The organism is Acinetobacter sp. 25-47-122 (assembly GCF_056779695.1).
Map to the genome: position 1 here is coordinate 128144 of NZ_JBWYIJ010000009.1, position 23660 is coordinate 151803.

General features: G+C 36.4%; 25 protein-coding genes. 17 read left to right on the forward strand and 8 right to left on the reverse strand.

Annotated features, from left to right (window positions below; all coding sequences use genetic code 11):
* Positions 1-9 precede the first annotated feature (9 nt).
* From clpS to rpiA, 5 genes are all read right to left on the reverse strand, one after another.
* A complete protein-coding gene (gene clpS / locus AC1M9P_RS10045; protein ID WP_035263688.1) occupies positions 10-423 on the reverse strand; it encodes an ATP-dependent Clp protease adapter ClpS in 414 nt (137 codons plus the stop codon).
* A 16-nt stretch (positions 424-439) separates the two neighbouring features.
* Entirely contained in the window at positions 440-1189 is a 750-nt protein-coding gene (locus AC1M9P_RS10050) for a DUF6776 family protein (protein ID WP_481587507.1), read from the reverse strand.
* A gap of 76 nt (positions 1190-1265) precedes the next feature.
* Positions 1266-2315, reverse strand: a complete 1050-nt coding sequence (gene argC / locus AC1M9P_RS10055; protein WP_035263691.1) for an N-acetyl-gamma-glutamyl-phosphate reductase — start codon at positions 2313-2315, stop codon at positions 1266-1268.
* A 648-nt stretch (positions 2316-2963) separates the two neighbouring features.
* Positions 2964-3647, reverse strand: a complete 684-nt coding sequence (locus tag AC1M9P_RS10060) for a M48 family metallopeptidase (protein WP_481587508.1) — start codon at positions 3645-3647, stop codon at positions 2964-2966.
* 111 nt (positions 3648-3758) lie between these two features.
* Entirely contained in the window at positions 3759-4430 is a 672-nt protein-coding gene (rpiA, locus tag AC1M9P_RS10065; protein WP_035263693.1) for a ribose-5-phosphate isomerase RpiA, read from the reverse strand.
* A gap of 104 nt (positions 4431-4534) precedes the next feature.
* Between rpiA and ilvA the strand changes: the two genes are divergently transcribed.
* From ilvA to AC1M9P_RS10085, 4 genes are all read left to right on the forward strand, one after another.
* A complete protein-coding gene (gene ilvA / locus AC1M9P_RS10070) occupies positions 4535-6073 on the forward strand; it encodes a threonine ammonia-lyase, biosynthetic (protein WP_481587509.1) in 1539 nt (512 codons plus the stop codon).
* 114 nt (positions 6074-6187) lie between these two features.
* Positions 6188-6535, forward strand: coding sequence for a hypothetical protein (locus AC1M9P_RS10075; protein WP_481587510.1), 348 nt, complete (start codon positions 6188-6190; stop codon positions 6533-6535).
* Positions 6536-6642: 107 nt separating this feature from the next.
* Entirely contained in the window at positions 6643-7299 is a 657-nt protein-coding gene (locus tag AC1M9P_RS10080) for a potassium channel family protein (protein ID WP_035263698.1), read from the forward strand.
* The gene (locus AC1M9P_RS10085) at positions 7299-8648 is read left to right on the forward strand and encodes a TrkH family potassium uptake protein (RefSeq protein WP_481587537.1); all 1350 of its coding nucleotides are present in this window, start codon (positions 7299-7301) and stop codon (positions 8646-8648) included. Before AC1M9P_RS10080 ends, AC1M9P_RS10085 begins: the two co-directional genes overlap by 1 nt.
* 241 nt (positions 8649-8889) lie before the next feature.
* On the opposite strand, the gene AC1M9P_RS10090 is transcribed toward AC1M9P_RS10085, so the two are convergent.
* The gene (locus tag AC1M9P_RS10090) at positions 8890-9213 is read right to left on the reverse strand and encodes a hypothetical protein (RefSeq protein ID WP_481587511.1); all 324 of its coding nucleotides are present in this window, start codon (positions 9211-9213) and stop codon (positions 8890-8892) included.
* A 186-nt stretch (positions 9214-9399) separates the two neighbouring features.
* On the opposite strand from AC1M9P_RS10090, the gene AC1M9P_RS10095 reads away from it, so the two are divergent.
* The 5 genes from AC1M9P_RS10095 (at position 9400) to AC1M9P_RS10115 (ending at position 13031) form a co-directional block, all read left to right on the forward strand.
* Positions 9400-10299 (forward strand): LysR substrate-binding domain-containing protein, encoded by a 900-nt coding sequence (locus AC1M9P_RS10095; RefSeq protein WP_180027793.1) that lies wholly within the window; start codon positions 9400-9402, stop codon positions 10297-10299.
* Positions 10300-10384: 85 nt separating this feature from the next.
* The gene (trmA, locus tag AC1M9P_RS10100; protein ID WP_481587512.1) at positions 10385-11470 is read left to right on the forward strand and encodes a tRNA (uridine(54)-C5)-methyltransferase TrmA; all 1086 of its coding nucleotides are present in this window, start codon (positions 10385-10387) and stop codon (positions 11468-11470) included.
* Between the two features lie 242 nt (positions 11471-11712).
* Complete coding sequence (locus AC1M9P_RS10105; protein ID WP_035263705.1) at positions 11713-11946, forward strand: hypothetical protein; 234 nt, start codon at positions 11713-11715, stop codon at positions 11944-11946.
* Positions 11947-12060: 114 nt separating this feature from the next.
* Positions 12061-12297: a hypothetical protein gene (locus AC1M9P_RS10110; RefSeq protein ID WP_092766368.1), complete on the forward strand. Its 237-nt coding sequence runs from the start codon at positions 12061-12063 to the stop codon at positions 12295-12297.
* Positions 12298-12443: 146 nt separating this feature from the next.
* On the forward strand, positions 12444-13031 hold the full coding sequence (locus tag AC1M9P_RS10115) for a lecithin retinol acyltransferase family protein (RefSeq protein WP_051586486.1): 588 nt from the start codon (positions 12444-12446) through the stop codon (positions 13029-13031).
* 218 nt (positions 13032-13249) lie between these two features.
* On the opposite strand, the gene AC1M9P_RS10120 is transcribed toward AC1M9P_RS10115, so the two are convergent.
* Positions 13250-14971, reverse strand: coding sequence for a glutamine--tRNA ligase/YqeY domain fusion protein (locus AC1M9P_RS10120; RefSeq protein WP_481587513.1), 1722 nt, complete (start codon positions 14969-14971; stop codon positions 13250-13252).
* 165 nt (positions 14972-15136) lie between these two features.
* Between AC1M9P_RS10120 and AC1M9P_RS10125 the strand changes: the two genes are divergently transcribed.
* A complete protein-coding gene (locus AC1M9P_RS10125) occupies positions 15137-15646 on the forward strand; it encodes a peptidylprolyl isomerase (RefSeq protein WP_035263711.1) in 510 nt (169 codons plus the stop codon).
* A 117-nt stretch (positions 15647-15763) separates the two neighbouring features.
* Positions 15764-16495: a UDP-2,3-diacylglucosamine diphosphatase gene (locus tag AC1M9P_RS10130; RefSeq protein ID WP_481587514.1), complete on the forward strand. Its 732-nt coding sequence runs from the start codon at positions 15764-15766 to the stop codon at positions 16493-16495.
* A 40-nt stretch (positions 16496-16535) separates the two neighbouring features.
* On the opposite strand, the gene AC1M9P_RS10135 is transcribed toward AC1M9P_RS10130, so the two are convergent.
* Complete coding sequence (locus AC1M9P_RS10135) at positions 16536-18011, reverse strand: MFS transporter (RefSeq protein ID WP_481587515.1); 1476 nt, start codon at positions 18009-18011, stop codon at positions 16536-16538.
* A 355-nt stretch (positions 18012-18366) separates the two neighbouring features.
* On the opposite strand from AC1M9P_RS10135, the gene AC1M9P_RS10140 reads away from it, so the two are divergent.
* The 6 genes from AC1M9P_RS10140 to nfsB all read left to right on the forward strand — a co-directional run bounded on the left by AC1M9P_RS10140 (position 18367) and on the right by nfsB (position 23654).
* Entirely contained in the window at positions 18367-19395 is a 1029-nt protein-coding gene (locus tag AC1M9P_RS10140) for a methionine ABC transporter ATP-binding protein (RefSeq protein ID WP_481587516.1), read from the forward strand.
* A 9-nt stretch (positions 19396-19404) separates the two neighbouring features.
* Positions 19405-20091 (forward strand): methionine ABC transporter permease, encoded by a 687-nt coding sequence (locus tag AC1M9P_RS10145; protein ID WP_481587517.1) that lies wholly within the window; start codon positions 19405-19407, stop codon positions 20089-20091.
* Between the two features lie 11 nt (positions 20092-20102).
* Positions 20103-20987, forward strand: a complete 885-nt coding sequence (locus AC1M9P_RS10150) for a MetQ/NlpA family ABC transporter substrate-binding protein (RefSeq protein WP_481587518.1) — start codon at positions 20103-20105, stop codon at positions 20985-20987.
* Positions 20988-21139: 152 nt separating this feature from the next.
* Positions 21140-22294, forward strand: coding sequence for a hypothetical protein (locus AC1M9P_RS10155; RefSeq protein WP_481587519.1), 1155 nt, complete (start codon positions 21140-21142; stop codon positions 22292-22294).
* A gap of 173 nt (positions 22295-22467) precedes the next feature.
* Positions 22468-22887 (forward strand): hypothetical protein, encoded by a 420-nt coding sequence (locus AC1M9P_RS10160; protein WP_481587520.1) that lies wholly within the window; start codon positions 22468-22470, stop codon positions 22885-22887.
* A 113-nt stretch (positions 22888-23000) separates the two neighbouring features.
* Positions 23001-23654, forward strand: a complete 654-nt coding sequence (nfsB, locus tag AC1M9P_RS10165) for an oxygen-insensitive NAD(P)H nitroreductase (RefSeq protein ID WP_179998114.1) — start codon at positions 23001-23003, stop codon at positions 23652-23654.
* The last annotated feature ends 6 nt before the right edge of the window (positions 23655-23660 follow it).

The window sequence follows — 23660 nt, forward strand, 5'->3', positions numbered from 1 at the left end:
GTGATCCCCTTATTCTTGTGGCTCGATCTGGCAAAGCAATGGATGACTTTGAGAGCGCGCATAATTGTTGACTTGATTCGCCTTGGTTTCAGCAATGTCTCTAGGATAGACACCTGCGATACCTTTCCCTTGATAATGTACTGTTAGCATTACTTCGGTAGCTTGGTCAAGATTCAATGCAAAGTATTGTTGTAAAATTTCAATTACAAAATCCATTGGCGTGTAATCATCATTCAACAATACCACATTGTATAAGGGAGGTCGCTTAAATTGCGGTGGTGCTGTTGCTACAGCTAAATCGCCATCGGCTTCATCATTTTGTGCATCACTCAATCGTGGATTGAAGTGCCAATCCACCAATCCAGATTGTTGAAATGATAATTTAATGTCATTGAGACATTTATGACGTTTATTACTTCGCATAGCACTCTATAATCTATTATTGAGAATTTGCCGCAGCTTGCGGTACTTCAGCTGCAAATGCAGCAGTTGATTCGATTGCTTCACCACGTTGCCAACTAAAGCGCTTGGTTTGAGCACTTGAGCCTTTTACACGGATTTCAATAAATTGGGGCGTAAAGCCTTTTGGCATGGTCCAACGACCAGTTAATCGCTGATAATGGTCGAAATTGAATGATTTTTCTGAAATTGGAACAACCAAGACTTCCGTATCTTGAATTAATCTGATTTCAATTTCACCAGATGCTTTACGTTTATTCGGACTGACTTGAACTAAATCAACCTGATATTCATATACATTTTCTGGAAGCGACTTAACAGCTAAATTTTGCACAGTTAAACTCAATCCACCACGTTGTCTCAGCACTTCTCGGAAAATCGCACTCTGACCTTCAATTTGAAGTTTTTCAGCGTTGGCTTGATTTAATGCAGCATACATATCGTTTGAGTTAGTTACAGCAACATCACGTTCTTGAACTGAGGTATTTAATTTCTTATTCAGCTCAGATAATTCTTTTTTTTGTTTTTCGACAACTTCAACCAATTGTTCCGCGTCAGCATCATAACCAACTACAGTTAGACCTTGACGATGACCAACCGTATAGCCCAGAAGTAAACTGCCTGCACATAAGATGATCCCACCCGCCATAAGGGGTTTATTCGATTGAAAAAAACCGATATTTTTTTCATCTTTATGCTGTGACGTATTATTTGATTCTGAGTTTTGCATCGTCATCTCTAATTTATAAAATCAAAACACACATTTAACTGCAAAGTTAAATGTGTGTGAAGTCAAAAAAGGTTTTTTATGGTAATAAACCAATCACGTTAAGGCCTGCATTTTCCGCAAATTCAAACATTAAATTCATGTTTTGAACAGCTTGTCCTGCTGCACCTTTCACCAAGTTATCTTGGGCAACTAAAATGACTAACTTTGTTGGTTGTGGTTTATACAACGCAATACGTAAATCATTTGATCCACGAACAGAACGAGTTTCTGGTGAACTTCCTGCCGGCATAACATCAACAAACTGCTCGTTTTGGTAGAACTGTTCGTAAATTGTTTGCAAATCGGCTTGCTGACCTGCTTCTGTTAAGTCGATATATATTGTAGATAACATGCCACGAATCATCGGCACCAAATGTGGAACAAAAAGGATATTGTCAAATACACCTTTCTGTCCCGATATATTTTCAAGCGCTTCAACAATTTCAGGATGATGGCGATGCCCTGCTACACCGTAGGCTTTGAAGTTATCAGCATTTTCAGTATAGATCATGCCTAAACTTGCTTTGCGTCCAGCTCCAGATACACCAGATTTTGCATCAATAATAATACTTTCAGGTTTTACCAATACTTCTGAAGATCTCAGTACAGGCGCCAAACCAATTTGAACTGTCGTTGGATAACAACCAGGATTACCAATCACTTGGGCTTGTTTAATTTTTTCACGATTGAGCTCAGAAAGCCCATACACTGAATTTTTAAGTAGATCTGGACAAGCATGCTCCATACCGTACCATTTTTCAAATTGCGCTAAATCCTGCAAACGAAAGTCAGCGGCTAAATCGATTACTTTTGTATTCGCTGCTACTAATTCTTCAGCGTGTTTCATCGCTACACCATGTGGTGTCGCAAAAAACACAACATCGCATGACTTTAATAAATCTAAGCTTAAATCTGAAAACTCTAGATCGGTATGACCACGTAAACTTGGAAATATATCATCGACACGACGACCAGCCTCAGTACGAGAAGTCAGTGCTTTCACTTGAACATTTGGGTGTCGCAGCAAAAGACGCAAAAGTTCAACGCCTGTATATCCTGTACCACCAACAATACCAACTGAAATCACGATATCTACCTCTAAATGACTGTATTCGTTACAGGCAGTAGTATGACAGGAACTTGTGACTTTCTGAACCCTTTCATATGGGAATGCTGTTATTTTATAAGTTTAATAATTTAGATGGCTCTGTTAAGCATCTAATAAAGTCTATCATGTGACTTCATTGATTTACCTGCCAACTCAAATAGCATAAATACAGTGCAAATATAAACCCTGGGAGAGCAAGAAATACGATCGGATCCTGTTTCACAACAAAAGGAGTTACTCCCCATACCGAACATAACCCTCCACTCACGGAAAGCAATTTAGAAATCTTTTTTTTGATTTATCTATAAAATTGCCATGATCAATAATATCAACCACGCTATAGCCCCGCCAAAAAGCGATAAATAGTTCGTCCAATGAAAGTGAATAGGATTACTCGGGTTCAGTAGAATATACATGAGGATGCTATAAAGCATTAAAGCAGGTACAGACAAAATTAGAATCAAAAAAACACACACCAATTCGTCTTATGAGCATATTAGAGACAAACTAACCAAACAGAGCAATCATGATAGCCAAAATTTAGAATACCAGTCGCCAGATCAGACTAATTGACTAGCGCTAAACAATTGATTTTTTAATATCGACAAAGCAATCCCAGCATAATAATTAATTATGCATCCACCAATATGGCAACGGCGTTATTTTTAATTTTTTTCGGTTAAGGTTAAAATCTGGATCATACTTCGCCACTTCCGCCCAAAACTGAGCACTATGATCAAAATGCTTTGTATGTGCTAATTCATGCACACAAACATAGCGTGTTATTTCCTGAGGAAAAAGCACCAAAGCACTATTCAACATAATGTCATGACGTGCTGTACAACTTCCCCACCGCGTTTTTGGCTGACGAATCTTACAGCCATGATAAGCTAAACCACACTGATCAGATACTTGAGCCAGATATACAGGCAGATGCTGTTTAGCATAATCAATAACAAAGGCTTTTAAATATTGTTCAGGCTGACGATCACTCACACACAGCTCATTCATCACTGAATCAAACTTATAGTTGAATTTCTGCTGAATATATTGAATTTGAATAGGATTTTCTAAATTAAATAACTGTAAAGATAAAGGTAAAACGCGATCAATCTGTTGAATTTTACTTTGTTGTGCCTGCCAAGTTTGAACAATCCAAGCTTCTGAATCTTGAACAAACTGTTGTATTTGTTTATGGGTACAAAACCATGGCGCAGTCACACAAATTGACGTTCCATCTATACGTAGACGTAGTCTTTTCGATCGAATACTTTTGGTGATTTCAATATCAGGAAGGTCGGATAAAGTCATTGTTATTCTTTAATTATTAAATCCCCATCCCCCCCTTTAAGAAAGGGGGAAGAAAAGCCCTTCTATTTAAAAGAGGGAGTTTGGGGAGACCAGCTCGTCAAGGAGTTAAAATTAAACTGCTGTACGCTCTTCAATACCATTGTTGGTCGCAACAATCGCAATGTCTGCTTTATTCAAAGCAAAGATACCGTTGCATACCACACCAGGGATATCATTCAATGTTTTTTCAAGCTCAAGTGCATTTAAGATATTTAAGTTATGCACGTCTAAAATCACGTTACCATTGTCGGTCACTACACCTTCACGGTACGCTGGGTCGCCACCTAAAGAGACAATTTTACGTGCAACAGCAGAACGTGCCATTGGAATCACCTCAACAGGAAGTGGAAAATCACGCCCCAACTGATCTACCCATTTAGAATCATCTACGATACAGACGAATTTTTTTGCAATCGATGCCACGATTTTTTCACGTGTCAATGCCGCACCACCACCTTTGATCATGTGCATATGACGATCAATCTCATCTGCACCATCTACATATGCATCAAGACCACCCACTGAGTTCATATCTACCACTTCAATACCCAGCTTCTTCAAACGCTGCGCAGTCGCTTCCGAACTTGCAACTGCAGCTTCTAATTGAAGTTCAGGAAGTAAATCAATCAAAAAGTTAACAGTACTGCCTGTGCCTACGCCTAAAATGCCCCCTTTCGGTAAGTGTTTTAAAGCTGCTTGTGCTGCTGCTTGTTTTTTCTCATCTTGGGTTGCATATAGACTCATGACTTCACTCAACTAATTTGGACTTTTGCAGTTATTTTAAACCGCTAAGCCTTATGGTTTGTTACAATAAGCGCCTATTTTAAACTGTTAGATGGAAAATTAACATGCTGTCTCGTTTGGTTCGACAAATTTTACAAGCAACGGTATACGACGTTGCTATCGAAACCCCACTCGAAGCGGCACCACGAATTAGTGAACGTCTTAATAATAATATTCGTTTTAAACGTGAAGACCTACAACCCGTATTCTCTTTCAAACTCCGCGGTGCCTACAACAGAATCAGCCAACTTCCTAAAGCTCAACTAGAACGAGGTGTCATTACCGCTTCTGCTGGTAACCATGCTCAAGGTGTAGCTCTCTCAGGAAAAAAATTAGGAATTCGCGCGATTATTGTGATGCCTAAGACAACACCAGACATTAAAGTCCAAGCAGTAAAGCGCTTAGGTGGCGAGGTCGTACTTCATGGTGATTCTTTTGACATCGCAAATAAATACGCAATTCAACGTGCGCAAGATGAAGGAATGACTTTTATTCCGCCTTATGACGATGAACTCGTTATGGCTGGTCAAGGTACAATTGCCAATGAAATTTTACGTCAATGGCGAGATGTGGATTATGTATTTGTTGCCGTTGGTGGTGGAGGCTTGATTGCAGGTGTTGCTGCTTACCTTGGTGATGTAGCACCGCATGTCAAAATTATTCCTGTGGAATATGACGAGTCAGCTTGTTTAAAAGCTGCTTTAGAAGCAAATGAACGTGTGATTCTGCCTTCAGTTGGTTTATTCGCCGATGGTACAGCCGTGGCGCAAATCGGTGAAAAACCTTTTGAAGTGATTCGTCTGCAAAAATCTGACAATTCAGGTCCAATCGTAGAACCAGAAGTTGTTCTTGTGAATACTGATGAAATATGCGCAGCAATTAAAGACACCTATGATGAATGCCGTAGTATTGTTGAGCCGTCAGGTGCGATGGCACTTGCAGGGATTAAAAAATATGTGGCTGAGCACGGCTTAGAAGGTAAAAACATCGTTTCAATTGTATGCGGTGCAAATATGAACTTTGACCGTTTACGTTATATTGCAGAACGAACTGAATTAGGTGAACGTAAAGAAGCTATTTTTGCTGTCACGATTCCTGAACAAAAAGGTGCATTCCTCAATTTCTGTCGTGCCCTTCAAGGTCGAAATATTACTGAATTCAACTACCGTGCAAGTAGTGCGACTGCAGCGCAAGTATTTGTTGGAATTAGTTTAAAAAGCGGCGAAAAAGAACGTCAAGAAATATTCGAGACATTAAAGTTTCAGTATGATGTGGATGACTTATCTGACGATGAAGTTGCCAAATTACATATTCGCTACCTGATCGGTGGTCATGCTGATATTGAAAATGAACGTTTATTCCGCGTTGAATTTCCTGAACGTCCAGGTGCATTATTAACATTCTTGGAACGTCTTGGTCCAACGCATAACATTACCCTGTTCCATTATCGTAATCATGGTGCGGCTGAAGGTCGTGTATTGGTTGGACTCGAAGCTGAAGATGCACAACAAAACCCTGATGGTTTAGTTGAAACGTTAGAAAGTATCAATTATCCATACGAAGAAATTACCAATAATCTTGGTTATCAACGTTTCCTCAAATAAAATCAATACAGCCTGTCATTTTGACAGGCTTTTTTAATTCAATAATTGATATACAATTAAAATCGAAAGATAGAAAAAACGATCACTTTAAAATTTTAGATATTAAGATAAATCATGCAAATATGGTTCAGTTTTGTAGTAATTCCTTTTCTCATGTGGATCATCTTTTCCGCACTTCTGTTTATTTCGAAATATCTATATCCTGAAGTTACCACCTTAAGCAAATCCCTCGAAGTTTTTATTTTTTTAGGTTATGCAGCACTACCCTATATCATGTTGGGATTAGCACCTATTTATCGTTATCGTATGACGTTGATATATATGATGGCAATTGTGCTCATGACAAGTTTCGTTCATGCTAACTTTATGATCGATCATATTCATTTAACTTATATTTACTTAGCACTTTCATGGACATTGATTTCAATTACGATTTACTATTTTTATAGTGATCACAAATAATCCTCAATAAATGAATTGAATCAACTCAGATCAACAAGATAAACTCACTCGAAGCGAAATTAAAATCAAATCATTACTTTCTGATCTTTAAAATTTTAGGATATTCAATGGCGCTATTTGCAGTAATTGGCTTAGGCAGCTTTGGTGGTACAGTTGCATTAGAACTCACTCAATTAAAACATGATGTGATTGGAATCGATACTGAAAAAAAATACGTTGAAAATATCTCTGATAACATCAGTCATGCTGTCATCGCCGATGCCACAGATGAACATGTACTTCGAGAACTGAATGTACAGAATTGCGATGCCGTCGTTGTCGCAATTGGAGAAGATATTGAGGCCAGTATTCTATGTGTCCTCAACCTTAAAAATTTAGGCGTAGAAAAAATCCTAGTAAAAGCAAAATCGAAAGCCCATCATATGATTTTGACGCATCTCGGTATTGGTCAAATTATTCATCCAGAAGAGGACATGGGAATTCGCGTTGCACAATCATTAAGCTATCCAATGGTCAGACGCTATATGGCGTTGAATGATGACCGTTATATTGTCAAAGTGGAAGTGGGTGAAAAACTACAAGGTGTAGAATTTAAAGATATCATGGAGCACAGCGACGGCGTACAAACATTATTATTACAACGTGGCACACATGTAATTTATGACATCGCACCTGGTACATTACTGCAAAAAAATGACATTTTAATTGTTGAAGGTCCTGTCAATCTTTTACGTAAACTCTCATCGAGATTTATTTCGAAATGATGAAATTTTATGATCAATTGATCAATAAAAAAACGCAAAGTATTAATTTGAGTCCACCAAGTTTGCTTGCTTTGGGCTTTCTCAGTTTTATTATCATTGGAACATTACTACTAAAACTTCCCTTTGCTCATGAAGGAAATGTCTCTTGGCTAGAAGCCTTATTTACTGCCACATCCGCAGTGACAATTACGGGACTTTCTGTGGTCAATATTGGCGAGGCGTATACGACTTTTGGTCAGCTCATCATTATGCTACTCATCCAATGTGGTGGCTTAGGATTCATGACCTTCGCAATTTTGGCTGCATTGAGCCTTTCCACTAAACTTGGTTTAAAGCAACAAGTGATGGCTCAAGAAACAATTGGTCAAACCAGTTTAGCAAGGGCCTCGTTCACTGTTAAAGCCGTCTTATTGTATTCTCTATTTTTCGAAGGGATTGGAACATTCATCCTGACATTTACATGGCTTCAATACTACGATTTTAGTGATGCTTTGTTTTATGCAGCCTTTTACAGTATCTCAGCATTTAATAATGGTGGTTTCTCTCTTTTTCCAGACAGCTTAATGAGCTTTTCAGGTCAATATGCTGTAACTCTAACCATCAGTATGTTGTATATCATTGGTGGAATAGGTTTCGTGGTACTTATGGATATCAAACGCGCTCATAAGTGGAAAAAACTCTCAACCAACAGCAAACTCATTCTTTCTACTATCGCAGGACTCAATCTATTTGCCTTTATTATGATTTGGTGTTTAGAAGCAAATAATCCATTGACCCTCGCCCCAATGTCAATTGGAGACCAAGCATTAAATGCTTGGTTTCATGCCACAGTACCACGATCCTCTGGATTTAATAGTATTGATATGGCCAGTATGAGTGATCCAGCAACCTTGGTGACTATGCTATTAATGTTTATTGGAGGCGGATCTTTAAGTACTGCTGGTGGTATTAAAGTAGGTACATTTATTATTGTTGTATTGAGTGTGATCACGTTTTTGAGACGAGCTGACGAAGTCACTGTTTTTAAACACTCGATTCCCGCAACGGTCACCTATAAAGCTCTTGCGGTCATTAGCATAACTGCTATGCTCATTTTCATTGGTTTCTTTACGCTGTTAATTTTAGAGCCTAATAAACGTTTTCTAGATTTACTATTTGAAGCTGTTTCCGCGGCTTGTACAGTCGGATTATCTAGAGGTATTACTTCAGAATTACAACCTGCAAGTTTATATATGCTCATGATACTGATGTTTGCGGGTCGTCTCGGTCCTTTGACATTAGCATATTTAATTGCAACCCCTAAAAAAAGCAGGTTGAGTCATCCTAATGCTGAAATCCAAGTGGGTTAGATAGAATTCACTTGGATCTAAGGTGAAGTTGATCGATAAAACACGAACCAATCCAAAAGTAGATCAGATGTTTATAGCCATAAGTGCATTTTATGATAGCCGTGATTTATTAATTAAAAGCATTGAACTTATCATGAATTAACACAAACTTAGAACTTTGCAATCAGTATCAAAATACAATGAAATTAAAAGACTCAAGGAAACCCCAAGTCTTTTCACCATATGCGTGTGATTAAAAAAATTATGATTGGAAACCAATATAACGATTGAGGTTTTCGACACCCAATGCAACTTTATAAATTTTAAACTGAGGTAAATCAGAACGTGTAATCTCAGTAAACACATCCGAGTTTTCATCATCTGCATGAATTTCATCTACTGTGCGAGGCATAGTTGCTTCAAATTCATCTGAAATAAATTCAAATCCCAAGTCCATAGCAATAAACAATGTATGCTCACAAGGTTGAATATATTGCTCTTCATTCCAGTCGATAACAGCATGTTGACAATGCGGGCACTGTACATTTTCTTGAGGATCTTGAAGTTCAATTGTTGTATAAGCCATGTCAACCTTAAGTATTACGCGCTATAAAACATAAGTTTAACCATTGCTTTTAGATTTTTAAATAGCCCTGTTTATTCATTACTACATATAACAACCTTAGATTTTTGAGAAAACACAGCAACTCAATTGACTATTCAGAACAATAATGTATTTTTTAACAAAACGTCGCATATATGGAATGAATCCATGCTTTCAGATTTAGATGATTTTTATTGCTTTGCCCTTGTTGTCGAACATGGTGGTTTTAGCGCTGCCGAACGAGCAACCGACATTCCCAAATCAAAATTGAGTCGACGTGTTTATAATTTAGAAGAAAATCTCGGTGTAAGGCTTATTCAACGTAGTTCACGTCATTTTGCTGTCACTGATATTGGAATGAACATTTATCGCCATGCGCAAGTAATGATGAATGCTGCCCAATCTGCTCATGATTTGGTAGATCATTTAAGTGAACAACCAAGAGGCTTAATTCGTGTTAGTTTACCCGTATCAATTGCTCAGCATGAAATGACCAAAATACTGCCAAATTTCCTTAAGCAGTATCCTGAAATCAAAGTTCAATTGATGGTTACTAATCGACGTGTCGATATCATCAATGAAGGAATTGATTTAGCGCTTCGTGTTCGCTCAAGTTTGGATGATGACCCAAGTTTGGTCATTCGAAAATTTGAAAATATTGAACAACATCTTTTCGCCAGCCAGGCTTATCTTAATGAGTTTGGATCTATCAAAAAACCTGAAGAACTCTCAAATCATCGAATATTAAGTATGGTTGATGAACATACTGATCAACAACTCGTACTACATGATTCAAACAACAAATCGACTAAAGTCAAAGTGAGTCCAGTCGTGATGGGCTCTGATTTACTTATGCTTGCACAACTTGCAAGTGACAATTGTGGGGTAGCATTACTCCCAGACAGTATTGTTGTAGATTATATTAAAGATGGGCGTCTAGTTAAGGTTCTGCCTGACTGGAATGCACCACACGGTATTTTTCATGTGGTTTACCCTTCTCGCCGTGGTTTATTACCAGCTGTACGAGTGTTCATCGACTACTTAGTTGAGCACCTCACCAAAAGATAGTCACAACAGCATAAAGATTTAGAAGAATGTTGGCTTATTATTTGCTACCATTCACTCTGCTTTGTGCTAGTTTTTTTTAGATTTTATGACTTCTATTTATCAACAACAACTTGATGCAAAAATTGAACGTATCCGCAATCAATTTGCTGAATATCAACCACCTGAACTAGAAGTTTTTTCATCTCCTGAAAAACATTTCCGTATGCGAGCTGAGTTCCGTATTTGGCATACAGAAGATGATATGTTTTATGCCATGTTTGAACGCACGGAAGATGGTATTCAAAAGAAAGTTGTACGTGTTGATGAGTTTCCAATCGCGGATAAATCTATTAATAATTTAATGCCAGTTCTCCTGTCTGAACTAAAATCAAATGCAGTGCTCTCTAAGCGTCTGTTTGAAGTACATTTTCTTTCAACGTTGAACGGTGAAATGCTGGTTTCATTGATTTATCGTTGTCCGCTTGATCAAGACTGGGAACAACTAGCAAAAAATTTATCTTCAAAACTCAATATTAAGATTATTGGTCGCAGCCGTGGTCAAAAAATTGTATTGACGGATGAATATGTAGTTGAAGAATTACAAGTATTTGACCGTAAATTCAAATATAAACAAATTGAAAGTAGCTTCACGCAACCTAATGCGCAAGTTTGTCAAAAAATGCTGGAGTGGGCATGTAACGCAGCTCAAACCAGTGATAAAGATCTTTTAGAGCTTTATTGCGGTAATGGTAATTTTACCCTTCCATTATCGCTAAAGTTTAATCGCGTTCTAGCGACGGAACTGGCTAAATCATCAGTTTATGCAGCGCAATGGAATATTGAGCAAAATCAAATAAACAATATTCAAGTTGCTCGCCTTTCAGCTGAAGATTTTACTTTAGCCTTCAATGCAGAACGTGAGTTTAGACGTTTACACGAAGCCAATATTGATATTCAAAGTTATGACTTCGATACTGTATTTGTAGATCCACCTCGTGCAGGCATTGATGATGATACCTTGAAGCTGCTTCAACGCTTTAACCGTATTATTTATATTTCATGCAATCCAGATACTTTACACGACAATTTGAAGATGTTATCGGAAACTCATAAAATCACTAAATTTGCGCTGTTCGATCAATTTCCTTATACCCACCATGTCGAGTCAGGCGTTCTTTTAGAGAAAATTTAAACAATTTATTTCTTACTAAATGGACAGTTCTTACACTGTCCATTTTTTATGCTTTTTGAATTTCACTTAAAAATCATATAAATAAAGAAAAATTTAATTTTTCAATGTCATAATTTCGTTAAACTTTAGGTTTATCATCGAAATATTTATTTTAAAATGTGCCTTAAATCACGATTACAAACTTGCATTAAATTTTAAATCGACTATATTTCGACCTATCTTTGGTTGCAAATGAAGGCTCTATGAGTTTTTGGCAAAAGCTGTTTTCATCAGATTCGCAGCAGAACGAGCATAAAAATCAAATTGCTTGTGTTGAAAATGATTGTTCATGTAAGACTAACGATCAGTTGATCGAGGCTTTACAAAAGGCATCAGATGAAGATGTAATACGCGGAATCAAAAAAGTTCTTATTTCGCGTGGCTATTCAAAAAAAGATCTTACTGATTTATTGAGTAACAAAATCACCCTTCAGTAAAGAAAAAAAGCACTGCATAGACAGTGCTTTTTTTATGATAAATTTTCTGTTCAATTTAAAAATGTTCAATTAAGATAAGCTCATAGGATAATTAAAAATACATTTGGGGATTCAATGAAAAATATTCTATTCATTATTTTAGGGGCGACTTTCATATCGCTTAGTGGTTGTAATAAGCTACCTTCAGCATGTGAGGAAGTTTGGGGCAACATTGAAAAATTAGCGAAAGAGAGCGGTATTCCTCAAACTGCCATAGATCGTCAAAAAATCGAGTTTGAAGAGCAAATTAAACAGCTTCCTAAAGAAGATGCAATTAAAAATTGTGAAGCACAAAATGCTTTCTTCTCATAACTTCATTTGAGTTGAATAAAAAATTTAGGCACCTTTTTAGGGTGCTTATATTGTATTTATACCTCATTATTTATTTCCAATTCGGTTATACTGTGGACTCTCTTTCAATAAATGTACATCTGTAAAGTTATTGGAATATTTTATAAATGCGGCATAAACACGTCAAAACATTCCCTCTTGGTGCTCACTTAATTGTTAAGCATTTTGGTTATTCACATCATGGTATTTATGTGGGTAAGGGTCGTGTTATTCATTATTCAGGTTTTGCCCATCTCTTTAAAAAACATCCGATCGAAATTACATCTCTGCAAAAATTTGCACATGGCAAAAAAATTACGATTCGTCATTATAGTACCCCCAAATATTCAGGTCGTGCTGTCGTAAGACGAATGCGCTCTCGAATGCATGAAAATAACTATCATCTCATTATTAATAATTGTGAACACTTATGTTCTTGGGCGATCACGGGCATCGAAAGTAGTCCACAAGTCATCAAAATGATGAATAGGCTCACCACTATTGGTTATATCAGCTCACTCATGAGCTACTTAAATAGTCTTCTTTTAACTTTAGCAACCACCTGTTTTGCTTTGGTATTTTATATTAAGAAAAAGTTAAATGATCAGCGCAAACTGAAAGGCCCTGTGTATATCGCTTTACAGCAACATCAGAAACTAAAGCAAAAAAAAGCCCCGCTTAAGCAGGGTTTCGAGGAAAACAAAGTTTCAAATTAACCTTTCGGTTGAATTAAATATGCGCTTGAAAATCCAAATAGTCAAATATATATTTGAAATATAATGTTATTTTAGTTTTTATTTATAACTTATTAAATTATTCTTAAATACTCACCTTTATCTAATCATGTGAATTTAATCACAAAAATTATTTATTAACCTAAATTTGAATAAAAAAAAGCCTGAATCAATCAGGCTTTTTTTGATATTACCAAACTTTATTTTGCAGGCTTAAAACTATCTTTTAAATCCAAAATACGGTTAAAGACAGGTTTTTCAACAGTATGATCAAATTGATCAGCGACAAAATAACCTTCGCGTTCGAATTGGAATCGATCTTCAGGTTTCGCTTGAGCTAAAGCAGGCTCAATTACCGCTTGAACAATTTTTAGAGAATCTGGATTTAAATTCGCTAAGAAATCATCGTCCGCATCAGGTGCGGCTTCAGTAAATAGACGATCATAAATACGAACTTCAGCAGGAATCCCTTTATTTGCAGATACCCAATGAATAACACCTTTGACTTTACGACCTTCTGGATTCTTACCTAAAGTATGCGGATCGATAGAGCATTTAAGTTCAACAACTTCGCCATTTTCATCCTTAATCACTTCATCACATTTAATCACATAAGCATGACGTAAACGGACTTCACCACCAGGAATTAAGCGTTTAAACCCTTTAGGCGGCTCTTCCTCAAAATCTTTACGATCAATATACAATTCAGAAGTCAGTGGAATTACACGATTACCCATATCAACATTTGGATGGCGTGCGTGTGTTAAATCCATATCCTCTGGAAGGTTGGTCAATGTCACTTTAAGAGGATTCAATACCGCCATACCACGTGCAGCAGTATTTTCTAATGATTGTCGAATGCAGAATTCAAGCATTGCAACATCGACAATACCATCAGTTTTAGATACGCCCACACGCTTACAGAAATCACGTAAGCCTTCTGGAGTAAAGCCACGACGACGCATTCCCACGACTGTAGGCATACGTGGATCATTCCAACCATTGACATAACCACCTTCGACCAGCTTACGTAATTTACGTTTTGAGGTGATGGTATAATCAATATTCAAACGGCTTGATTCGTACTGGCGTGGAACTGCTGGAGAATTTACCTTAGCGACAACCCAATCATAGAACGGGCGATGGTCTTGGAATTCAAGCGTACATAGGGAGTGCGTAATGCCTTCAATCGCATCAGACAAAGGATGAGCATAGTCATACATTGGATAGATTTTCCAAGTATCGCCTGTTTGATGATGCTCAGAATGTAAAACACGATAAAGAATTGGATCACGCATATGTACGTTCGGTGATGCCATATCAATCTTGGCACGAAGTACTGCTTGGCCTTCTCCAAGCTCACCATTACGCATTTGTTCAAAACGTGCTAAGTTTTCTTCAACCGTTGCATCACGTTGCGGAGAATTTTTACCTGGTTCTACAAAATTCCCACGATTCAGCTTAATTTCTTCAGGAGATTGCAAATCGACATATGCATCACCTTGTTTAATTAATTGAATCGCCCATTGATACAATTGATCAAAGTAACTTGATGCGTAGCGTGGTTCACCATTCCAGTCGAAACCGAGCCATTTAACATCGTTCGCAATACCATCTACATATTCTTGTTCTTCTGCATCTGGATTTGTATCGTCAAAACGAAGATTACATAAACCAGAAAATTCTTCTGCAATACCAAAATTCAGGCAAATCGCTTTAACATGTCCAATGTGTAAATAACCATTAGGCTCTGGTGGAAAGCGCGTCACGACTTTATCTGTACGCCCTGCTGCAAGGTCTTCTGTAATTACTTGACGTACAAAGTCTAAGCCCGGTTGTTGTTCTTGCTGCGCAGCATCGACTGATGGATTGTTAGTCGTCGGGGTAATTGGCAGGGATGAAACAACATCATTCGGCTTCATAGTTGATAAATCACTTCTATAAGATAAAATAGGATAATTAAAACGCTATCTTCATATTATTAACAAAGAAAATAACGTTTTTGCTTGCCTTGTAGTTTACAGTTTGCTTATGCTTCTCTCAACCACAAACCCATGGCTTTTTGTCCATGATCAGGAGATTATAGAATGAGTTTTCCTCAAGTCGAATTAAACACCAATAAAGGACGTATTGTTCTAGAGCTTAACTCTGAAAAAGCACCTAAAACTGTTGCTAACTTTTTAGAGTACGTTCGTGATGGTTTTTATGATGGCGTAATTTTCCACCGTGTAATTGACGGTTTCATGATCCAAGGCGGTGGCATGGATGAAAACTTCAAAGAAAAAGCAACTCGCGATTCTATTGAAAATGAAGCTGACAACGGTTTAAGCAATGACGAAGGTACGATTGCTATGGCACGTACTCAAGCTCCTCACTCAGCATCTGCACAATTCTTCATTAACGTGAAAAACAATGCTTTCCTTAACCATACGGGTAAAACAGCTCAAGGTTGGGGTTATGCAGTATTTGGTAAAGTTGTAGAAGGTATGGACGTTGTTAATGAAATCAAAGGCGTTCGCACTGGCAACCGTGGCTACCACGCTGACGTTCCACTAGAAAACGTTGTGATCGAATCTGCTAAAATTATCTCTGAATAAAAAACCTATTCCCTAACTTATTAAGTTTTCAAGCACTGCTTTAAAACGAATATCATGTTCAAGGGATTGTTTCACCATCTAAAGTTGATGGGGATGTAGGCAAATAAGGAATATTAAGTGACCTATCTGTTTATTTCAGATTTACACCTGTCACCTGAACACCCTCGACTCGTTCGAGGGTTTTTAGATTTATTAGATCATTATCAAGACCAGCAAACCCAACTCTATATTTTAGGTGATTGGTTTAATGCATGGATTGGTGATGACTATACAGCTCCTTGGCTCGATGAAATCGTTGAACGCTTAAAAAGATTTACTGCTCAGGGAAATCAAGTTTTATTTTCTGTCGGCAATCGTGATTTTGCGCTGAATCAAATTTTTTTAAATAAATTTGGTGGTCAGTTGCTACCAGAAATTTCTTATTTACAAATCAACGATGTCAATATTCGTCTCGAACATGGTGATGCCTTGTGTACAGATGATGTCGCCTATCAACGTTTTAAAAAAATAATCAGAAATCCACTCCTCATTTGGATACTGCGGAAAACCCCACTTTCTTTTCGTACTCAACTTGCAAATGGATTTAGAAAAAAAAGCCACGAATCAAAAGAATTTAAATCTTATGATGTCATGGATGTAAATCAAGATACTGTCCACGATGCATTGAAAGAAGTTGATTTATTAATTCATGGTCATACGCATCGCCCATCGATTCATCAAGTAAATCATAAAGTACGCATTGTTCTTGGTGATTGGCGTCTTGATCATGCTCAGATTTTATTGATTAATCAGAATCAACTTTTTAAAAATCAATTAAGTTCACTTCAACTTGAAAACTGGACATATTGAATATTTTTGTAATGAAGCACCCTTTCGAGTGCTTCCATTTTTAGGATAAAACCTTATTTTCTTCTGCAACGCTTCTTGAAATTTCATTTTCTTGAATCGCATCCACATCAACTTTCGTTGGTTCAAATTTAATAATGAACCCGATAACAATAATTGGAATAATTGCGAAAACCGAAATAATAAGGAAAACATCTGTACTATATTTTGCCATCCAAATCGGTAACACAAATAGTGCGATCGCTTGAGCAACACCAGTCGTTGCACGATTAAATCCTACACCCACCCCACGAATATGAGCTGGATAAGCCATGGTTGGGTATACCATCATCTGAGCACCAGGACCAAAACCTTCTGCGAACAACCAAATACCAAGTAAAAGAATTGCACCATAGAGTAGATATTGATTTGATGGTTCACCAATTACTCCCAAGAGAATGAGTGCAAGAAACTGAAGCCCAAAGCCAGTTAACAATACGAATCGTGAACTAAAACGACTCGCCATATAAACACCCAACAAACCTCCAGTGAATGCAAAGGCTAAATTTAATCCAAGCGTGGTTGTAATCGTCGTTAAAGTATCGGTATTGAAAAATCTGGTTAAAATCGAAGGTAAAAAGAAAGCAATGGTCGTATATTGAAAAGCAACAGAAATGTGGATCACAATGCTTACAATTGTTCTATGCAAATATACTGGACTGAATAACTCTTTAAAGCTTGCTTGAGGTTTTTGAATTTTCTTGGTTTCCTCAACAACCTTAGCATCTGGATCTACTTGTGCATTGATATCATAAGATTCACGTAAAATTTTAGCAGCACCCTCAAGATCGCCTTGATTAGCGAGCCATATTGGAGATTCTGTTAAATATTTACCCCGAATAAAAATAATCAATAATGCGGGTACTGCACCAAAGATCAGTGAAATTCTCCATAACCAATTTGCATGTTCTGGCGGTAGAATAAAATAGAGAACTAAAACAATGGCGAAACATACACTAGATGCTGCATACCACATTGGGCACCACGCGGCTAATCGTGCTGCTTTGTTACTCTTACCATTAAATTTTGAAAATTCTGATAAGTACGACATTGCTACAGGTAAATCAACCCCGACACTGATGCCCATAATAAATCGGGCCGCAATTAAAACCCAGACATTTGGGGCCAAACCTGCAACAATGGCTGCAATCACAAAAAGCACCATATCCGCCATAAAAACACGGTATCGTCCAATTTTATCTGTTAACCAACCACCTAATAAATTACCAACAATTGTACCGACTACAATTGAAGATGCCACCACACCCGTCATTACAGGTGTCAATGAAAAGTCATAAATAACTTGCTCAATACCAAATGACAAAGTCGTGAGGTCATAGGCATCAATAAATACACCTATTAATGCTAACCAAATAACTTTATTCGTCTTACCCTGACCCGCATGCTTAGAAATAAGATTCGAAACATCTTCTGTTCTTTTGATCAGATAACTTTGTTCATCGTTGCTTAATGTTGACATAAGTCCCCCCTTGTGCGAGGAAGCTTAATCATTGAATATTATTTTTATAAATATTATATTATTAAAAATATTTTATTATTTTATATATATTAAATAATAATAAATTTTGAATTAAAATTATTATTAATATATAAATTTAAAGCTTCAATTTGACTAAAAGACTATTTTATATAATTAGAAAAATTAACTATGACTCATAACAAATAAATCAAAATTATTTTAAAGAAAATCAAAAATAATATTCTTTTTTTCTGCTATAGAATTTTTTACATATAAAATCCATAAAATAATATTTTTAAAATTAAATTTAAAACAATATATTTCAACAACTTCTATTGTTTTGAAACTTTCAGCAATGTTTGAAATCAAAAATCTTTCTAAAAGCTATCCCCTAAAAAATGGTGGTGAGGCTCATGTCCTCAAGGATATAAATCTAAAAATTTTGAAAGGAAAAATCACGGCGATCATTGGTCCGAGTGGTTCTGGAAAATCAACATTGTCGAAATGTCTAAGCTTGTTAGAAAAACCATCTCATGGTGAGCTGATACTTGATGGAATTAAATTAAATCATCTAAATTCTGAAGAACTTCGATTACAACGTCAAAAAATTGGCCTAGTGTTTCAATCAGCATCGTTACTCAAAAGAAGAACAGCTGCCGAAAATATAGCATTACCACTCGAATTTTTAGGCGTCGTTGAAAATCAAATTCAAGAACGTGTTGAATATTTACTTGAAAATGTCAAATTGATGGATCGGGCTCATCACTACCCAAATCAACTCTCTGGTGGTCAGCAGCAACGAGTGGGTATCGCACGAGCACTTGCATTACAGCCAAGTATTGTTATAGCTGATGAAGCGACATCAGGCCTAGATCCTGATTCCACACAATCCATATTGAAATTATTAACTGAGCTTCGTGACGAACTTGGTTTATCGGTCATTCTCATCACGCATGAAATGGATGTTGTTCGTCAAATTGCTGATGAAGTTGCAGTGCTCTCTCACGGTGAAATAGTAGAGCAAGGTCCAATTATTGATTTAGTTTTAGATCCAGAATCAAATGTTGGTTCGAAAATATTTCCTACACCTAAATCAGCATCTATAAGTGCAGATCATATTGTTATCAATGCAACGTATTCCACAAAAAAAGGAACACCTTTAGATTGGTTGACTCAAATCAGTATTGAACTCAATTTATCTTTTGAAATTAATGCCTCAACAGTTGAATCCATTAATGGCTATACAGTAGGTAAAACAGTTTTTAGTCTTCCTGAACATGTATTTGCTGCTCATGCAGAAAAAATTTATTCCAGATTAGACCAACTCAATATTCATTACGCTCCTATTCATAAACTTAATGTACAAGCTGGCCAAGCGGCGTGAGGATGAAAGATGTCTAATGATATTGTTTTAAATCAAAATACTGCTTGGGCTGATATTCCAAGCATGATCATTCCAGCTTATTTAGAAACTTGGACAATGGTCGGCATCGTAATGACTTTAGTCATTATTTTTGGCGGAATCATAGGAATAGCATTATTTAATAGCTCTAACCGTGGATTATTTGAAAATCCTAAACTTTATGCAGTCTTAAGCAGCATAGTGAATATAGGTCGATCACTTCCATTTTTAGTGCTCATGGCAGCCATTATACCTTTAACAAAATGGCTTACAGGCACAACTATTGGTATTGCAGCTGCTGTCGTACCTATGACTATTGCAGGGATTCCTTTCTTCGCGCGCTTAGTCGAAAACGCACTGAATGAATTACCGCCTGAAATTACTTCAGTTGGGCGTGTTTCTGGTGGTACTCCTTTACAAATTATTCATCAAGTTCAGCTTAAAGAATCACTACCAAGTTTAGTTTCTGCTGCGACATTAAATTTAATCGTGATGATCGAATACTCTGCAATCGCTGGCACTATCGGTGCTGGAGGCATTGGTTACCTTGCTGTTTTATATGGTTATCAGCGATTTGATCATCACATCATGATCGCAACAATTATCACGCTTATTATCACGATCCAAGCTGTTCAATTCACGGGTAATCGTATTAGCGCTTCTCTCAAAAATCATTAATGAGTTAAACCATGAGTTCTAAACAACATAACTTTGAAATAAAGAAAAAATCTAAACTCCCTTTCATATTGGGTGCACTAGTCGTTTTGATTATAGGAGTGATTGTTTGGTTCAATCTTTCTAAATCAGATGAGAAGAATGCATCTTTTGATGATGTTTTAAAGGTTCACTATGAGCCTGCTATGATTGGTGAAAAAAATCTAATTGAATATGCCAATGAAAATATTGCACCTGATTATGGCATTAAGCTTGAAGCTGTTGGTGTTCAAGATTCTGTACAAGCTAATCGTGCGGTGAATGATGGGGAGTTTGCAGCAACGATTCATCAACACCAATGGTGGTTGAAACAAGTAACCGATGCTAATGGTTTTAAACTCATTCCAACAACTGAAATTTATCAATGGGCTTTTGCGATTTATTCAGATCGATATAAAGATGTTAAGGATATTCCTCAAGGTGCTAGTTTTGCGATTCCAAATGATTTGGCAAATCAGGCTCAAGCATTGTGGCTTTTAGAGCGTGAAGGCTTAATTAAACTTGATCCAAGCATTGAACCACGTACAGCACGCTTAAAAGATATTAAAGAAAATCCACGAAACTTCGATTTTAAAGAAATTGAATTACTTTCGCTTGCTCGAACTCTAGATTCTGTAGATGCAGCGATTGGCTATGTTGCTCAATTTGATGCTGGTAAAGTCTCTCGTAGTAAAGGAATTCTCTTCCCTGCAGCACCTCGCACCTTTGCAGCGCGCTTAGTGATTGCTGAAAAACATAAAGATAATCCTCAAATTAAAAAATTACAGCAAGTATTCTCTGATCCACGAATTGAAGAATATTTAAAAACAACCGATGACGTCAATGTCAAAGGAATTTTGAGTCCTGTGTCAAAAAATTAATTCATTACATTCCAAAATATGAAAGAGCCCAAGGGCTCTTTTGTCCTAATTTTTGTATATATTTTTTTAAAAATAACTTATGATATTTTAATATTTTTCTTTTTAAAACAGTTATTTACAATACAAAAATCATAATGCCTTACAACCTAATCATGCTAAAAAAATCCTTAATATTAACCAGCTTACTCTCTGCTGTATCGGCATTCTCATATGCCGAAGAAAACAAAACTGATTTCGATTTGAATGGAACCATTCGACTCAAATATACCCACAATGATTATTTACCAGACAGTGGTAATACCATTGATTTTGCTGATGCAGTTCTATGGCTCAATTATAAAAATGACAACATTACGGGACATTTAGACTATCGAATTTATCAAGCTTATGGGAAATTAAGTGGTATTCATTTACCGGTCAATGCTTGGATTGATTATGAAGTACAACAAGATCACCATATAAAAGCAGGTCTACAATCTGTACCAGTCGGCTTAGGCAGATATCAAAGTAGCACCTATAATCTTACTCAACTCTACCATTTAGGCTTGGAAGATTTAAATAATTGGGGTATCAGCTATCAATACTCCCCTAAAGATTTAAATCTAACAGCAGCATATTTCTTTCATGATGCTGGGAGCTATACTGGTAAAAGTAAAAACTCTGCACACTATTCAAGTAATTTAACTGTTGAACCTGAATTTACCAATGGAACTCAATTAGATGAAAAGCATACCATTGCCCTTAAAGCTGACAAAGAACTCCATTACCAAATTAATGATACTCCAGTGCATATTAAAATAGGTGGTTCTTACTTATATAGTGAGCTTGATAATAAAATAAGTAATCAAACTGGTGACCGTCAAGTATGGAGTGTATTTCAAAATACTAAATTTAATAATTTTGGATTTAACTTAATATACGGCAACCAAAGTATTAATAATAAAGATAAAACATTCAATGATGTTTCAACTTTTGGATTTTTTGATGGTCAATATAATGTAGCGAATGAAGCTAATTTTTTATCAACCGAAATTAATTATACTTTAGCTTCAAGTTATAAAAACTTCAACCAACCATTATTTTATTCTAACTACTCACGCTATTTTAAAAAATCAAATGATTTTAATGATTCTGAACGATTCATTAATGGTGTAACTGTTAAATATAAGAAGAATTTTCAATTTTATTTAGAAAACATTACTTCTAAGAATGATACTGTGTTCGGCCCTGTTGCTGATGGCTATGCAGAAGGTAGTGAAAACATATGGAATAATTTGACCTACTTAAGCTTAGGCTATTATTTTTAATCCATATTGATCAATTCTTGTAGTTTAGTCATCAAGCTACAAGAATTTTAAATTAAAAATTTTGTATCAGAACAAATACTCAATTCTCAATCCTACATTATTTGAGCATGTGCACCTTGAATTAAAATCATAAGACTTGATAATTAAAGTTCAAATAAATTTGTGAGTTTATGATGTCTAATTTCAGCAATATCACTGTACAACACCATGAAGATGATAAAGTGTCATTATTAATCGATGGTAAAGCAATCTCAGAACGTTATGATGTACGCCTAGATGCCACAATTATTGATGAACTCCAAAATCTTGCTGATGGCGCTGCATTGACAATTTTTGAACAATTTATATTTTCTCATCAAGACCTCAACTTTGAGCATTCATATCAATATGTGACTAACATCGTAAACCATAATAACGATTACAAATTGATCACCAACCTTGTCTATAAAATTAAAGCCGCAGACCAAGCTCCGATTGAACATAATATCAGTAAGAATGGTCAGCCTATGACTGAAGAAGATGTACGCGCATTCATCAATCAACAAATTGCAATGTCATTAGAAAAATATACTGATTTAAAATATTCCTATTGATTTAAAGACAAGTCAGGCCTTTCATATCATTTAGCATCAACTATAGAAAATATTTCAGTTCGGACTCATTTAAAATTTTTAGATGAATATATTGTTAATAATCGGAGGATAATATGGATCTGTTAAACATCTCCCAATCTCGCTACACCACCAAAGCATACGATTCTTCAAAAAAGATCCCTCAAGAAAAGTTTGAAAAATTATTGGAATCTTTAAGGCTCGCACCTTCATCTATCAATATTCAACCATGGCATTTCTTTGTTATCGAAACTGATGAAGCCAAACAGCGCATTGCTAAAGCACTGGTTGGTAAGTATGTTTATAATGCACCAAAAGTCCTTGAATCTTCACACACCATTCTGTTTTGTACGCATAAAGACATTACAGACTCTCATCTAGATCAATTATTAAATCAAGATGAAATCAGCGGTCGTTTTAAAGATGACCAAGCAAAACAAGCTCAAAAAGATACGCGTTTAGGCTATGTTGATTATTATCGCAACGAAAAAGGCGATATCCAGCGCTGGTCTGAAAATCAAACTTTTATTGCACTTGGGCAAACCTTATTTGCTGCAGGTTTAGAAGGTATCGATGCCACTCCAATTGGAGGATTCGATGAAAAAATTATCGCTGAAGAGTTAAATCTTGACGCAAAAGGCCTGATTCCATCAGTGCTATTGGCGCTTGGTTATCGAAGTGAAAAAGATTTTAATGCCAAATTACCTAAATCTCGTTTGAATGCAGATCAAGTTTTCACTCGACTATAAATGTAT